We start from the raw sequence: 13,734 nt of genomic DNA on the forward strand, positions 1-13,734 counted from the left end.
CTCCCCATGCAAACCCCCTGCAGCCATGCTGCAGGGGGTTTTTGCTTTGGCGCGACGCGACGGCTGCGGCAGATCTGGGGCTATTGCCGTGAAGAATGCCGCTATCCGGGCAGGAACTTCGCTGCGCCGGCCACGCTCAGATCAGGTTGATGCCGCGTAGTGACAGGGCCTGCCGTAGAAAGTCGTAAGCCTCATCGACCTCAGGTTCCTGACCGCTGACGCTGAAATCGATGTGGGGTGCCGGATGGCGTTCATTGCCGTACGACGGCAGGCTGCTGAAGCGCACTGCCGGCCAGTGTTGGACCAGTTCCTGCATCAGGTCGATCAGCTCGCCCTCCCGTGCGTCGATGGCAATCAGCGAATGGCGGATCTCGGCAGCAACGGCAGGGTAGTATTGGTCGAGCAGCCAGGCGCACATGGGCCAGGCCATTTCCGGAAATCCCGGCAGCAGATGGGTGTGCCCGCAGCGGCAACCTGCAACCTGATTGACCGGGTTGGGGATCAGGCCGGCGCCAGCGGGAAAATCGGCCATGTGAATGCGATGCGGATAGGCGGCTTCGCCAAAACGCTGTTCGATCAAACCGCCCGCTTCGGTATGGCGCACGAGTGGCAGGTCCAGTGCACGTGCCAGTGCGAGGCGTGTATGGTCGTCCGGTGTCGCGCCGATGCCGCCGCAACTGATGAGCGGCAGCCCTCGCGCCTGCTGTTGCCGGAAGGCCGCCTCAAGACGATCGGGCTGGTCGGGCAGATAGTAGACGCCGGCGAGATGGTGGCCCCGCTCTTCAAGTAGTGCCAGGATCGCTGCAAAGTGCCGGTCCTGACGGCGTCCCGAAAGGATTTCGTCGCCGATGATGAAAAGTTCAAATTCCATATGACACTCTGATGACTTGGCCGCAAACGCTTGCCGCTCGCGTTGGCAGCAGGTCTAATTAGGGGTTTATCTATTTTGTTCAGTTTGCCGCGCCCCGGCGCAGGAGTCGATCCCGATGCTTTACCCGCAATTGTTCGCCGACCTCGAAAAAGCCCGTTGGGATATGGCCGACGATATCCAATGGGATGCGTTTGACGCCAGCCTGTTGTCCGACGAACAAGCGATGACGATCAAGATGAACGCGATCACCGAGTGGTCGGCCCTGCCGGCGACCGAGATGTTTCTGCGTGACAATCAGGACGACAGCGACTTCTCGGCCTTCATGTCGATCTGGTTCTATGAAGAGCAGAAGCACTCGCTGGTGCTGATGGAATACCTGCGTCGTTTCCGCCCCGAACTGGCGCCAACCGAGGAAGAGCTGCACGAAATCCGTTTCAATTTTGATCCGGCGCCGGCGCTGGAAACGCTGATGCTGCATTTCTGCGGCGAAGTGCGCCTGACGCAGTGGTATCGCCGTGCGGCCGACTGGCATACCGAACCGGTGATCAAGCAGATCTACAAGACGCTGTCGACGGACGAAGCGCGCCACGGTGGTGCTTACCTCAAGTACATGAAACGGGCGATCGACCGCACGGGCAACGAAGCCAGGCTGGCCTTTGCCAAGATCGGTTTCCTGATGGCGTCGAGCGCGCGTTCGGGCAAGCCGATGCATCCGACCAATCTGCACGTCAGCAAGGAACACTTTCCGCGCGATACCATCCAGAGCCGTCTGCCGGACCCGGAGTGGCTGGAGCGCTGGCTGGACGAGCAGATCCAGTTCGACAAGGAATGCGAAGGCCGGGTCATCGGCGGCATCCTGCGCAACCTGTCGAGCTTGTTCGGCGAGAAGTTCGAAACACCGGCCGAGCTGAACCGCTACCGCAAGCAGCTGCTGGCCGGCCAGGGCGAATGAGCATGCTGTCGGTCTCCTTCGAGCAGAAGCTCTGTCCGCCCGAACAGTTGGCCGACCGGCTGGCGACTCTGCCGCGGCCGCTGGTGTTCACCAACGGCTGCTTCGATATCCTGCACCGCGGTCACGTGACCTATCTGGCGCAGGCCCGCTCGCTCGGTGCCGGCATGGTCGTCGCGCTGAATACCGATGCCTCCGTCCGCCGGCAGGGCAAGGGTGACGATCGGCCGATCAACGCGCTGGAGCAGCGTGCCGCAGTGATCGCGGCGCTCGAGAGCGTCAGTCTGGTCACGTGGTTCGACGCCGATACGCCGTACGAGCTGATTCTGGCGGTCCGCCCGGACATTCTCGTCAAGGGCGGTGACTGGGCGGTCGACAACATCGTTGGCGCCAGGGAGGTGTTCGGCTGGGGCGGTGCCGTGCATTCGATCCCGTTCCTGCACCAGACCTCGACCACGCGCACACTGGAGAAGATCCGCAGTGCAAATTCCTGACCGGCAGAACCTGGTCATCGACCTGCTGGCCGACGTCAACCGGTCGGGCCTGCTCCACCCGCAGATGCTGGCGCAGGCCGGCGTCCTGTTGCTGGTGCTGCTCCTTGCCTGGTGCGGGAACACGTATCTCAAGCCCAAACTCGGCCTCGAAAACAGCCGCTGGCGCGCCGGAGGAGAGGGGCTGCTACGGATCTTCTTCCCGCTGAACGCGCTGATCCTGCTGTTCATCGGCGGCCGCGTGCTGGGGCTGATCTATCCGGAACGCCATTCCCTGCTGGCGATCTCGGCCGTGCTGCTGACGGCCATGGCCAACATCCGCGTGCTGGTCTACATGCTGCAGCACGTGTTCGACGGCGCGCACTGGGTCAGGCGGGGTGAGCGCTACATCGCCGCGGCGATCTGGGGCGTGTACGTGCTGCACGTCCTCGGCATCCTGCCGGAGGTGGCGGAAGCGCTGGATGCGATCAGCTTCACGATGGGCAAGAGCCGCATTTCGGTCCTGCTGATCCTGCAGGGCATCGCTTCGGTCGCCGCGACGCTGCTGATCGCGCTGTGGGTTGCAAGGCTGTTCGAACGCCGGCTGATGCGTGCGTCGGTGATCGACATGAACGTCCGCGTCGTGCTGGTCAAGCTGGTGCAGACCGGCCTCGTGGTGCTGGCCGTGATCATCGCGCTGCCGCTGGTCGGCATCGACCTGACCGTGCTGTCGGTATTCGGCGGTGCACTCGGCGTCGGCCTCGGTTTCGGCCTGCAGAAGATCGCGTCGAACTACGTGTCGGGCTTCATCATCCTGATCGACCGGTCGATCAAGATCGGCGATCTCGTGACCATCGACAACCGGCAGGGCGTGATCGCGAGCATCACTTCGCGTTATGTCGTGCTCAAGAGTGCCGACGGGACCGAGGCGCTGATTCCGAACGACACGCTGGTCACTTCGACCGTGGTCAACCAGTCGTATCTGGAAAGGAAGATCTGGACCAAGGTGCCGGTGTCGGTCGCGTACGAAAGCGATCTCGACCACGTGATGAAGCTGCTGGTCGACATCGCGTCGGCGCATCCGCGCATCATGACGGATCCGCCGCCGCGCGCCTACATCGAGACCTTCGGCGCCAGTTCGGTCGACATGTCGGTCGGCTTCTGGCTCAAGGATCCGGAAAACGGCCAGCTGAGCCTGCGTTCGGAAATCAATCAGCGCATCTGGGCGGCTTTCCGCGAACACGGCGTCAACATTCCGTTCAACCGCCTCGACGTGGTCCACTTCCGTCCGAACGAACGCCAGGCCGGTGACGGCAACCTGCAGGGGTGCTCGCAGCCGGAGTGAAAACTGCCGTACCCGCGTTTGGTATGAACGGTCAAGCACTGTCGCAAAAAATTGAGTAAGATCAACGCTTCGCCCGCGCGCATCCGCTGCGCGGGCGTTTTTACACGACTGGAGAATCGACGATCATGACTTGGCTGAATGGCCTGATCGACCTGCCCTGGTGGGGCTATATCGTGGTGATGCTGGTGTTCACGCACATCACCATCGCGTCGGTGACGATCTATCTGCACCGCCATCAGGCGCACCGCGCCATCGACCTGGGACCGATTCCCAGCCACTTTTTCCGTTTCTGGCTGTGGCTGACCACCGGCATGGTGACCAAGCAGTGGGCCGCGATCCACCGCAAGCACCACGCCAAGTGCGAAACCGCGGAAGATCCGCACAGCCCGCAGGTGCTCGGGATCAAGAAGGTCTTCTTCGAGGGCGCAGAGCTGTACCGTGCCGCCTGCAAGGTCGACGAGACCATGGAGAAGTTCGGCCACGGTACGCCGGACGACTGGCTCGAACGCAACCTCTACAGCAAGCACAGCGCGATGGGCCCGACGACGATGATGATCGTCAATCTGGCGCTGTTCGGCGTCAACGGCATCTGGATCTGGGCGCTGCAGATGGTCTGGATTCCGTTCTGGGCCGCCGGCGTCATCAACGGTCTGGGCCACTACGTCGGCTACCGCAACTTCGAGTGTGAGGATGCGTCGACCAACCTCGTACCGTGGGGCATCATCGTCGGCGGCGAGGAGCTGCACAACAATCACCACACCTTCGGTACGTCGGCGAAGTTCTCGTACAAGTGGTTCGAGTTCGACATCGGCTGGGGCTACATCCGTGCGATGGAAATGCTGCGCATGGCCAAGGTCCGTCGCGTTGCGCCGAAGATGAAGACCGTCGGTGCCCGGCCGGAGCTCGACGAGCAGGCGCTGAGCGCCATCGTCGCCAACCGCTACGCGATCGCTGCGCATTACGCGCGCACCTTCAAGGAAACCGTGGCCGACGAGTTCGACAAGCTGCGCGCACATGCCCACCTGCCGCAGGTCGACCTGAAGCAGATGAAGGTCTGGCTGAAGCAGGACGCCAAGGACACCGCCGAGAGCGACAAGCCGAAGCTCGATGCCATCCTCGCGCACAGCAAGGTACTGGCGCAGGTTTACCAGATGCGCCAGGAGCTGACCCGCTTGTGGGAACGCTCGGCCCTGTCGCGGCCGGAGCTGGTCAAGCACCTGCAGGACTGGTGCGCCCGTGCCGAGGCCAGCGGCATCAAGTCGCTGCAGGACTTCTCGATGCGTCTGCGTACCGTTGCCGTGGTCTGATCCCGGCGGCGTCAAGCGAACAAAGGCGGGCCAGATGGCCCGCCTTTTGTTTTATGCTTGGGAAGAACCCACCGAGGAAACGTCATGTCCAGCATCCAGCGTTACCACATCGGCCCGCGCTTGGCCGAAATTGTCGTGCACAACAATACCGTCTATCTGGCCGGCCAGATTGCCGATACGCTAGACAAAGATGCTCGCGGCCAGACCGACGAGGTGCTGGCGTGTATCGACCGGCTGCTCGCCGAGGTCGGTTCGGACAAGCAGAAGATCCTCTCGGTGACGATCTATCTGGCCGACATGGCCGACTACGACGACATGAACGAAGCGTGGTCGGCATGGGTACCGCAGGGGCATACGCCGGCGCGGGCGACGGTCGAGGCCCGCCTCGCCGATCCGCGCTACAAGGTTGAAATGTCGGTGATCGCTGCACTCTGATTTCGCTGCAGCCGGTCCCGCAACGGAGGACACATGGCTGCACCGATCCTGCTGGCATACATTGCCGGCTGGCAAGATTTTTCCCGACTGCCGCTCGAACGCGATGCGGAACGGCTCACCCACATCTGCTACGCCTTTGCCAACATCCGCGACGGCGAGGTGGTGCTGTTCACCAACAGCGAAGAGGCAGGCGGCCAGCCGCGCGCCGAATCGCGCATCGCCGATCTGGTTGCGTTGCGCGGCCGTCACCCGCACCTGAAACTGCTGATCTCGATCGGCGGCTGGAGCGCCGACGGTTTCTCCGACGCGGCGTTGACCGCGGAAAGCCGTGCCGCGTTCGCCGCATCGGCGATCGCCTTCATGCAGCAGTACGGTTTCGACGGCATCGACCTCGACTGGGAGTACCCGACCCACGACATGGCCGACATCAAGGCGCGGCCGGAAGACAAGGCCAACTTCACGCTGATGCTGGCCGAATTGCGCCGCCAGCTCGACGCCCTGTCGGCGGCCGACGGCCGCGGTGTGCACCACCTGCTGACGATCGCCGCCGGTGCCGGCCAGTACTATCTCGACGGCGTCGAGATGGAGGCCGTCGCGGCGCAATGCGACTTCGTCAACCTGATGACCTACGACTTCTACAACGGCTGGGCGACCCGCGCCGGCCACCACACCAACCTCTACAACACGCCGGTCGATCCCGAGGGCGACAGCTGCGCCAGATCGGTTGCGCTGTTCACGGCGGCCGGTGTGCCGCGGAACAAGCTGGTGCTCGGTTGCGCCTTCTACGGCCGCAGTCTCAAGGGGGTCGGCGCCGCCGGACTGGGGGCGCCGGGGACGCCGAAGAGCAACGGCTTCGATTCGTTCACGCTGATTACCGAACTGCTGGCCTCCGGCCGGGCGGTGCGCCACTGGGATGCGGATGCGCAGGCGCCGTGGCTGCTGGTCGACGGCGATACCTTCATTTCGTATGACGATGCCGAATCGATCCGTGCCAAGACGGCGTTCATCCGCAGCGAGGGACTCGCCGGCGGTTTCTTCTGGGAATACACCGAGGACGAAACCGATACGCTGCTGACCACGTTGTGGCAGGGACTGGTCGACTGAGACCGCAAAAAAGAAAAACCGCCTTCGGGCGGTTTTTCTCTTGCATGGCTACATCCGGCTGTACTGCGGGCCGCCACCGCCTTCGGGCGTGGCCCACACGATGTTTTGCGTCGGGTCCTTGATGTCGCAGGTCTTGCAGTGGATGCAATTGCTGGCGTTGATCTGCAGCCGCGGGCCGTAGTGGTCCTCGACGATCTCGTAGACGCCGGCCGGGCAGTAGCGCGATTCCGGGCTGGCAAACCTGGCGAGGTTGACGTCGATGGCCTTGGCCGGGTCGGTCAGCCGCAGATGGGCGGGCTGATCCTCGGTGTGCTGGACGCTCGAAAACGTCAGCGAGGTCAGCTTGTCAAAGCTGAGCACGCCGTCGGGTTTCGGATAGATGATCGGGCTGAACTCGTTCGCCGGCCTGAGCTTGGCATGATCGGCGCCGGCATGCTTCAGCGTCCACGGCAGGCGGATGCCGAACTGGCGCAGGGTCAGTTCGGCCCCGGTACAGGCGACGCCGAGCAGCGTGCCGAAGCGTGACAGCATCGGCTTGGCATTGCGGACGACGTCGAGCTCCTTCCACGTCCACGACTGTTTCAGCGCGGCCGGGTAGGCGGCCAGTTCGTCGTGGCTGCGACCGGCGGCAATGGCGTCGGCGACGGCATTGGCAGCGATCATGCCGGAGTTGATCGCGTTGTGGATGCCCTTGATCCGCGGCAGATTGATGAAGCCGGCCGAGTCGCCGATCAGTGCACCGCCCGGGAACGTCAGCTTCGGCAGCGACTGCAGGCCGCCTTCGGCAATGGCGCGGGCACCGTATTCGAGCCGCTCGCCGCCGTCGAGGTGGGCGCGGATCGCCGGATGGGTCTTGAAGCGCTGGAATTCCTCGTACGGGTTGATGTACGGGTTGGCATAGTCGAGGTGGACGACGAAACCGACCGCGATCAGCCCGTCGGCCTGGTGATAGAGGAAGCCGCCACCGCCGGTGCTGTTGTCGAGCGGCCAGCCGAGCGAATGCACGACGGTGCCGGGCTGGTGCCGGGCCGGTGCGGCCCGCCACAGCTCTTTCAGGCCGATGCCGAATTTCTGCACGTCGCTGTCGGTGCGCAGCTTGAACTGCGTTTCGGCCTTGCGTGTCAGCGAGCCGCGCGCGCCTTCGCTCAGCAGGGTGTATTTCGCCCTGATCAGCATGCCCGGCGCGTACTCGGGGCCGGCCTGACCGTTGCGCTTGATGCCGAAATCGCCGGTGATCACGCCGTTGAGCGCACCGTGTTCGTCGAGCGACAGTTCGGCGGCGGCAAAACCCGGGTAGATTTCCACCCCGAGTGCTTCGGCCTGCGTTGCCAGCCAGCGCGCCAGCTCGCCGAGGCTGAGGATTTCACAGCCGTCGTTCTTGAGTATTTTCGGCAACAGCGCGTGCGGCAGCGTTTCGGCTTCGGATTGCTTGAGGAACAGCATCTCCTCGCGCGCAACCGGTACGCGCAATTTCAGCGGTGCCTTGCGCCATTCGGGCAGCAGCTCGTCGAGCGCTCGCGGGTCGATCACCGCGCCCGACAGCAGGTGGGCGCCGACTTCCGGCCCTTTTTCGAGTACGCAAACGCTCACGTCGGGCGCGCGTTGCTTCAGGCGGATCGCCGCAGCCAGACCCGCAGGGCCGGCGCCGACGACCACAACGTCGTATTCCATTTCGTCGCGTTGCATTAATTACTCGTTCGCATATCTAAATAACGGATATAAAATATAGAAACAATCCGATTAACTGATATTTTAATGCCGAATAAAATGTCGGGCAAACTGTAGGAGTGCCCATGAAGATTCTCGTCGCCGTCAAACGCGTCGTCGACCACAACGTCCCCGTGCGCGCCAAGCCGGACGGCAGCGATGTGGAACTCGACGGCGTTCGCATGAACATCAACCCCTTCGACGAAATCGCCGTCGAAGAGGCGCTGCGCCTGAAGGAAAAGGGCGTCGCCACCGAAATCGTCGCCGTCAGCCTCGGCAGTGCGGCCAGCCCGGAAGCGCTGCGCCATGCGCTGGCGATGGGCGTCGACCGTGCACTGACGGTCGAGACCGGCGGCGCCTTCCTGCAGCCGCTGGCTGTCGCCAAGCTGCTCAAGGCCGTGGTCGAACGCGAACAGCCGGGGCTCGTCCTCGTCGGCAAGCAGGCGATCGACAACGACGCCGGCCAGGCCGGCCAGATGCTCGCCGCAATGCTCGACTGGCCGCAAGCGACGTTCGCGTCGGAATTGAAGGTCGAAGGTAGCGAAGCGGTGGTGACGCGCGAAGTCGACGGTGGCGTCGAAACCATCGCGCTGGCGTTGCCGGCGGTGGTGACCTGCGATCTGCGCCTGAACGCACCGCGCTTCGTCAAACTGCCGAACCTGATGATGGCGAAGAAAAAGCCGATCGAAGTGCTCGATGCCGCCGAGACCGGCGTCGACTTCACGCCGCGCGTCAAGCGCCTCAAGGTGGCCGCTCCGGAACAACGCAAGGCGGGCATCAAGGTCGCCAGCGTGGCCGAGCTGGTCGAAAAACTGCGCGCGTCGGGGGTGCTGTAATGAGCGTACTGATTCTGGCCGATCACGACGGCCGCCAACTCAAGGCCGCGACCCGTCGCGCCGTCGGTGCCGCCCAAGCCTGGAACGCGCCGGTCCACGTGCTGGTGCTCGGTGGCGACACCGCCGCCGTGGCGGTCGATGCCGCACAACTCGAAGGCGTGACCCGCGTGCTGCGCGTCGACGCACCGCATCTGGCTCATCCGCTGGCGGCCGACGTCGCCAATATCGTCAAATCGCTGGCAGCCGATTTCCAGGTCATCCTCGCACCGCATTCGACGCTGGCCAAGGACGCGCTGCCGCGCGTCGCCGGTCTGCTCGACGTGGCGATGATCGCCGACGCCGTTGCCATCACCGCACCGGCGACCTATGTCCGGCCGATCTATGCCGGCAACCTGCTGGCGACGGTCGAAAGCAGTGACCCGATCCAGGTCGTTACGGTTCGCGCGACCAGCTTCCCAGCTGCTGCTGCGACCGCAACGCCGGCCACGATCGAGACGCTGGCTGCGCCGGCGGCCGACACCCGGGTGCGCTGGGTGTCGGAAAGCAAGAACACGTCCGAGCGGCCGGAGCTGGCGTCGGCGCGCGTCGTCGTGTCCGGCGGCCGTTCGTTCGGCGAGCGTTTCGAAGCGCTGCTCGGCCCGCTGGCCGACCAGCTCGGCGCGGCAATCGGCGCCACCCGCGCCGCGGTCGACGCCGGCTTTGCGCCGAACGAGCAGCAGGTCGGCCAGACCGGCACCGTGGTCGCCCCCGAGCTGTACATTGCCGCCGGCATTTCCGGCGCCCAGCAGCATCTGGCCGGGATGAAGGACAGCCAGGTCATCGTCGCGATCAACCACGATCCGGATGCGGCCATCTTCCAGGTCGCCGACTTCGGCCTCGTTGCCGACCTGTTCGATGCCGTGCCGCAACTCACCAAAGCACTGGAAAAATAATAATGAGCACTTACAACTCCGAAAAAGTCCTCTCGGTCCACCACTGGAACGACACGCTGTTCAGCTTCAAGACCACGCGCGACCCGGGCCTGAAGTTCGAAAACGGCCAGTTCGTGATGATCGGCCTCGAGATCAACGGCAAGAAGGTGATGCGTGCCTACTCGATCGCCAGCCCGAACTACGAGGAGCATCTCGAGTTCTTCAGCATCAAGGTGCCGAACGGCCCGCTGACCTCCGAGTTGCAGAAGATCCAGGTCGGTGACGAAATCCTCGTCAGCAAGAAGCCGACCGGCACGCTGGTGCTGTCGGACCTGAAGCCGGGCAAGACGCTGTACTACCTCAGCACCGGTACCGGTCTGGCGCCGTTCATGTCGCTGATCCAGGATCCGGAAGCGTACGAGCAGTACGACAAGATCGTGCTGTTCCACGGCGTGCGCACCGTGTCGGAACTGGCTTATGCCGACTTCATCCAGAACGAGCTGCCGAACAACGAGTTCTTCGGCGAGGAAGTGCGCAACAAGCTGATCTACTACCCGACCGTCACGCGCGAGCCGTTCCGCAATCAGGGCCGTCTGACCGATCTGGTGGAGTCGGGCAAGCTGTTCGAAGACATCGGCCTGCCGCCGTTCAACCCGGAAACCGACCGTGCGATGCTGTGCGGCAGTCCGGCGATGCTCGAAGACACGTGCAAGCTGCTCGACGCGCGCGGCTTCCAGGTCAGCAAGCGGATCGGTCAGCCGGGTGACTACGTGATCGAGCGCGCCTTCGTCGAGAAGTAAGCATCGCGGTGCGGCGCAGGACTTTGTCGCTGCGCCGCTCGTGTACTGTGCGTACACGTCGCGGCTTGCTTCGCGTCCTGCATCCACACCGCTCGCTTATTCAGGTGCAATCCGCAAAGGCCCTTCGGGGCCGTTTTTGCATTTCCGGGCGCTGGGTGAGTGCTAGCCCAGGTGCGTGTGCCGGTGCGCCGGTTTGGGCTCGGTGTCCATCTGGTTCAGGCCCTGGACGATGCCGCAAGCGTCGACCGGGAATTCGCCGTTGCAGCGGTGGCGCAGCTCGACCAGTTGCTTTTCCAGCTCGAGCAGTTCGGCGATGCGCGCTTGCACGTGGCCGAGGTGCTCGTCGACCAGATGATTGACCGCGCCGCAGCCGGCGGCCGGGTCGTCGACGAAACCGAGCAGGGTACGGATTTCGTCCTGCGTCATGTCCAGCGCGCGGCAGTTGCGGATGAAGCGCAGCCGCTCGATGTGTGCCGGACCGTAGCTGCGGTAGTTGCTGGCGGTGCGCTCGGCAGCGGGCAGCAGCCCCTCCTTTTCGTAGTAGCGGACGGTTTCGACGCTGCATTGCGCGGTCTGCGCCAGTTCACCGATCTTCATCGCTTGACCTTGTAGTGGCTTCAGGGTGTGTACTCCCGTTATACCGCAACCGGAGTCCACCATGTCCAGCTGTTGCGATCACGATCATGGCAATGGTCCGACAAACGGACCGACGGATGGCGCCGCCAAACCGGCCAGCCGCTACCGCGCCGTCGGTCAACCTCGCCGCCACGACCACGACCACGACCACGACCACGACCACGACCACGACCACGACCACGACCACGACCACGACCACGACCACGCGCATGGCGAGGCCTGCAGCGCGCCGGCCGCGGTGCTCCAGCCGTTGGCGGCGAGCGTTGCCGGTGCCGACGGCGTCACCACGCAGATCCGCATCGGCGAGATGGACTGCCCGACCGAGGAAGCACTGATCCGCAAGAAGCTCGGCGGTATGACAGCCGTGCGCCGGCTCGAATTCAATCTGATGCAGCGCGTGCTGACCGTCGTCCACGCGCCGGACGCGCTTGATGTAGTGCTGGCCGCGATCCGCTCGCTCGGTTTCACGCCCGAGCTGCCCGAGGCCGGTGTCGCGCCGGCACCTGCGGTGAAAAAACCGTGGTGGCCGCTGGCGCTGGCTGGCGTGCTGGCGGTGGGGGCGGAGGTCATCGAGTGGACCGGGCTGCCGACGTGGATCGCCGCGGTCCTGGCGATCGCTGCGGTGCTGGCCTGCGGGCTGACGACGTACCGCAAGGGCTGGGTCGCGATCCGCAACGGCAACCTCAATATCAACGCGCTGATGAGCATCGCCGTCACCGGTGCGCTGATCCTCGGCCAGTGGCCCGAGGCCGCAATGGTGATGGTGCTGTTCACGCTGGCCGAGCTGATCGAGGCCAAGTCGCTGGACCGCGCCCGCAACGCGATCGCCGGGCTGATGGATCTGGCCCCGGAGCGCGCCACGGTACGCCAGCCTGACGGCGGTTGGCTGGAGGTCGACGCCAAGGCAGTCGCCGTTGGCGACGTCGTTCGCGTCAGGCCGGGCGAGCGCGTCGCGCTCGACGGCGAGATCGTCTCAGGCAGCTCGACAATCAACCAGGCTCCGATCACCGGCGAAAGCCTGCCGGTCGAGAAGGGCGAAGGCGACCCGGTGTTCGCCGGCACGATCAACGCATCGGGTTCGTTCGATTACCGCGTCACCGCTGCTGCGGCCAACACCACGCTGGCGCGCATCATCCATGCCGTCGAGGAAGCGCAGGGCGCGAAGGCGCCGACGCAGCGCTTCGTCGACCAGTTCGCCCGTGTCTACACGCCGATCGTGTTTGCCGTGGCCCTGCTGGTCGCGGTCGTGCCGCCACTGTTCGATGGTGCGTGGCTCGCGTGGATCTACAAGGCGCTGGTACTGCTGGTGATCGCCTGCCCGTGCGCGCTGGTGATCTCGACGCCGGTGACTATCGTCAGCGGTCTCGCTGCTGCCGCACGGCGCGGCATCCTGATCAAGGGCGGCGTGTACCTGGAGGAAGGGCGCAAGCTGAAAACGCTGGCGCTCGACAAGACCGGCACGCTAACGCACGGCAAGCCCGAACAGACCGAGTCCGAAGCCTGGAACGGCGGCGATCTGGGCGCGGCAACGGCGCTGGCGGCAAGCCTGGCCGGCCGCTCCGACCACCCGGTGTCACAGGCCATTGCCCGTGCGGCGGCCGGGGTTGCACATGCCGACGTTGAAGGATTCGAAGCCTTGCTCGGCCGCGGCGTCCGGGGCGAGATCGACGGCAAGGCGTACTGGCTCGGCAATCACCGGATGGTGCACGAACAGGGCCGCTGCTCGACCGAACTCGAGGCACGGCTCGACGTGCTCGAACGCCAGGGCAAGACCGTGGTGATGCTGGTCGACGCAGAGCGCGTGCTCGCGCTGTTCGCCGTGGCCGACACCGTCAAGGATAGCAGCCGGCAGGCGGTGGCCGAGCTGCACGCGCTGGGGGTGAAAACGGTGATGCTGACCGGCGACAACCCGCATACCGCCGACGCGATCGCCGCACAGGTGGGCGTGACCGAGGCGCGCGGCGACCAGTTGCCACAGGACAAATTGACGGCCGTGGAACAATTCGGTCGCGACGGCATCATAGGGATGGTTGGCGACGGCATCAACGATGCGCCGGCGCTGGCGCGGGCCGACATCGGCTTCGCCATGGGCGCCATGGGCACCGATACCGCAATCGAAACCGCCGACGTCGCGCTGATGGACGACGACCTGCGCAAGCTGCCTGCCTTCGTGAGGCTCTCGCGGGCCACGCATGCGGTGCTGGTGCAGAACATCGTGCTCGCCCTCGGCATCAAGGCGGTATTCCTTGCGCTGACGCTGGCCGGGCTCGGCACGATGTGGATGGCGGTGTTTGCCGATGTCGGTGCCAGTCTGCTGGTGGTCGGCAACGGATTGCGGTTGTTGCGTTGCTAGCTCCGATTCG

General features: G+C 64.5%; 13 protein-coding genes. 10 read left to right on the top strand and 3 right to left on the bottom strand.

Going from position 1 to position 13,734, the window contains the following annotated elements:
* Positions 1 to 136: 136 nt before the first annotated feature.
* Positions 137 to 871 (bottom strand): competence/damage-inducible protein A, encoded by a 735-nt coding sequence (locus tag IE097_RS12895; RefSeq protein ID WP_189461272.1) that lies wholly within the window; start codon positions 869 to 871, stop codon positions 137 to 139.
* 115 nt (positions 872 to 986) lie between these two features.
* Here IE097_RS12895 and IE097_RS12900 point away from each other — a divergent pair, with 115 nt between their 5' ends.
* The 6 genes from IE097_RS12900 to IE097_RS12925 all read left to right on the top strand — a co-directional run bounded on the left by IE097_RS12900 (position 987) and on the right by IE097_RS12925 (position 6,481).
* Positions 987 to 1,823, top strand: a complete 837-nt coding sequence (locus IE097_RS12900) for a ferritin family protein (protein ID WP_189461273.1) — start codon at positions 987 to 989, stop codon at positions 1,821 to 1,823.
* Complete coding sequence (gene rfaE2 / locus IE097_RS12905) at positions 1,820 to 2,314, top strand: D-glycero-beta-D-manno-heptose 1-phosphate adenylyltransferase (RefSeq protein ID WP_189461274.1); 495 nt, start codon at positions 1,820 to 1,822, stop codon at positions 2,312 to 2,314. The genes IE097_RS12900 and rfaE2 overlap by 4 nt, the downstream gene beginning before the upstream one ends.
* Entirely contained in the window at positions 2,301 to 3,635 is a 1,335-nt protein-coding gene (locus IE097_RS12910) for a mechanosensitive ion channel family protein (protein WP_189461275.1), read from the top strand. Before rfaE2 ends, IE097_RS12910 begins: the two co-directional genes overlap by 14 nt.
* A gap of 125 nt (positions 3,636 to 3,760) precedes the next feature.
* Entirely contained in the window at positions 3,761 to 4,942 is a 1,182-nt protein-coding gene (locus IE097_RS12915) for a DesA family fatty acid desaturase (protein ID WP_189461276.1), read from the top strand.
* Between the two features lie 84 nt (positions 4,943 to 5,026).
* On the top strand, positions 5,027 to 5,377 hold the full coding sequence (locus IE097_RS12920; protein ID WP_189461277.1) for a RidA family protein: 351 nt from the start codon (positions 5,027 to 5,029) through the stop codon (positions 5,375 to 5,377).
* 33 nt (positions 5,378 to 5,410) lie between these two features.
* Positions 5,411 to 6,481, top strand: coding sequence for a glycoside hydrolase family 18 protein (locus IE097_RS12925; RefSeq protein ID WP_189461278.1), 1,071 nt, complete (start codon positions 5,411 to 5,413; stop codon positions 6,479 to 6,481).
* Positions 6,482 to 6,529: 48 nt separating this feature from the next.
* Here IE097_RS12925 and IE097_RS12930 read toward each other — a convergent pair whose 3' ends face one another.
* The gene (locus IE097_RS12930; protein ID WP_189461279.1) at positions 6,530 to 8,167 is read right to left on the bottom strand and encodes an electron transfer flavoprotein-ubiquinone oxidoreductase; all 1,638 of its coding nucleotides are present in this window, start codon (positions 8,165 to 8,167) and stop codon (positions 6,530 to 6,532) included.
* Positions 8,168 to 8,274: 107 nt separating this feature from the next.
* On the opposite strand from IE097_RS12930, the gene IE097_RS12935 reads away from it, so the two are divergent.
* The 3 genes from IE097_RS12935 to IE097_RS12945 are packed head-to-tail and all read left to right on the top strand — an operon-like array spanning position 8,275 to position 10,735.
* A complete protein-coding gene (locus IE097_RS12935) occupies positions 8,275 to 9,024 on the top strand; it encodes an electron transfer flavoprotein subunit beta/FixA family protein (protein ID WP_189461280.1) in 750 nt (249 codons plus the stop codon).
* Positions 9,024 to 9,956, top strand: a complete 933-nt coding sequence (locus IE097_RS12940) for an electron transfer flavoprotein subunit alpha/FixB family protein (RefSeq protein ID WP_189461281.1) — start codon at positions 9,024 to 9,026, stop codon at positions 9,954 to 9,956. The genes IE097_RS12935 and IE097_RS12940 overlap by 1 nt, the downstream gene beginning before the upstream one ends.
* A gap of 2 nt (positions 9,957 to 9,958) precedes the next feature.
* Positions 9,959 to 10,735 carry a ferredoxin--NADP reductase gene (locus IE097_RS12945; RefSeq protein WP_189461282.1) on the top strand — a complete coding sequence of 259 codons (777 nt, stop codon included), beginning with the start codon at positions 9,959 to 9,961 and terminating at the stop codon, positions 10,733 to 10,735.
* A gap of 162 nt (positions 10,736 to 10,897) precedes the next feature.
* Here the strand turns inward: IE097_RS12945 and cadR are convergent, their stop codons facing one another.
* Positions 10,898 to 11,332 (bottom strand): Cd(II)/Pb(II)-responsive transcriptional regulator, encoded by a 435-nt coding sequence (gene cadR / locus IE097_RS12950; RefSeq protein ID WP_189461283.1) that lies wholly within the window; start codon positions 11,330 to 11,332, stop codon positions 10,898 to 10,900.
* Between the two features lie 61 nt (positions 11,333 to 11,393).
* On the opposite strand from cadR, the gene IE097_RS12955 reads away from it, so the two are divergent.
* Positions 11,394 to 13,724, top strand: coding sequence for a heavy metal translocating P-type ATPase (locus tag IE097_RS12955; RefSeq protein ID WP_189461284.1), 2,331 nt, complete (start codon positions 11,394 to 11,396; stop codon positions 13,722 to 13,724).
* Positions 13,725 to 13,734: the final 10 nt, after the last annotated feature.

Origin of the sequence: Jeongeupia chitinilytica (genome assembly GCF_014652315.1) — a bacterium.
GTDB lineage: Bacteria > Pseudomonadota > Gammaproteobacteria > Burkholderiales > Chitinibacteraceae > Jeongeupia > Jeongeupia chitinilytica.

What these genes read in the sequence shown, in the direction of transcription:
- IE097_RS12900 (WP_189461273.1), top strand. Translation starts at nt 987, where the DNA reads ATGCTTTACCCGCAATTGTTCGCCGACCTCGAAAAAGCCCGTTGGGAT.
- IE097_RS12935 (WP_189461280.1), top strand. Translation starts at nt 8,275, where the DNA reads ATGAAGATTCTCGTCGCCGTCAAACGCGTCGTCGACCACAACGTCCCC.
- IE097_RS12895 (WP_189461272.1), bottom strand. Translation starts at nt 871, where the DNA reads ATGGAATTTGAACTTTTCATCATCGGCGACGAAATCCTTTCGGGACGC.
- IE097_RS12945 (WP_189461282.1), top strand. Translation starts at nt 9,959, where the DNA reads ATGAGCACTTACAACTCCGAAAAAGTCCTCTCGGTCCACCACTGGAAC.
- IE097_RS12915 (WP_189461276.1), top strand. Translation starts at nt 3,761, where the DNA reads ATGACTTGGCTGAATGGCCTGATCGACCTGCCCTGGTGGGGCTATATC.
- rfaE2 (WP_189461274.1), top strand. Translation starts at nt 1,820, where the DNA reads ATGAGCATGCTGTCGGTCTCCTTCGAGCAGAAGCTCTGTCCGCCCGAA.
- IE097_RS12955 (WP_189461284.1), top strand. Translation starts at nt 11,394, where the DNA reads ATGTCCAGCTGTTGCGATCACGATCATGGCAATGGTCCGACAAACGGA.
- IE097_RS12920 (WP_189461277.1), top strand. Translation starts at nt 5,027, where the DNA reads ATGTCCAGCATCCAGCGTTACCACATCGGCCCGCGCTTGGCCGAAATT.
- IE097_RS12940 (WP_189461281.1), top strand. Translation starts at nt 9,024, where the DNA reads ATGAGCGTACTGATTCTGGCCGATCACGACGGCCGCCAACTCAAGGCC.
- IE097_RS12930 (WP_189461279.1), bottom strand. Translation starts at nt 8,167, where the DNA reads ATGCAACGCGACGAAATGGAATACGACGTTGTGGTCGTCGGCGCCGGC.
- IE097_RS12925 (WP_189461278.1), top strand. Translation starts at nt 5,411, where the DNA reads ATGGCTGCACCGATCCTGCTGGCATACATTGCCGGCTGGCAAGATTTT.
- cadR (WP_189461283.1), bottom strand. Translation starts at nt 11,332, where the DNA reads ATGAAGATCGGTGAACTGGCGCAGACCGCGCAATGCAGCGTCGAAACC.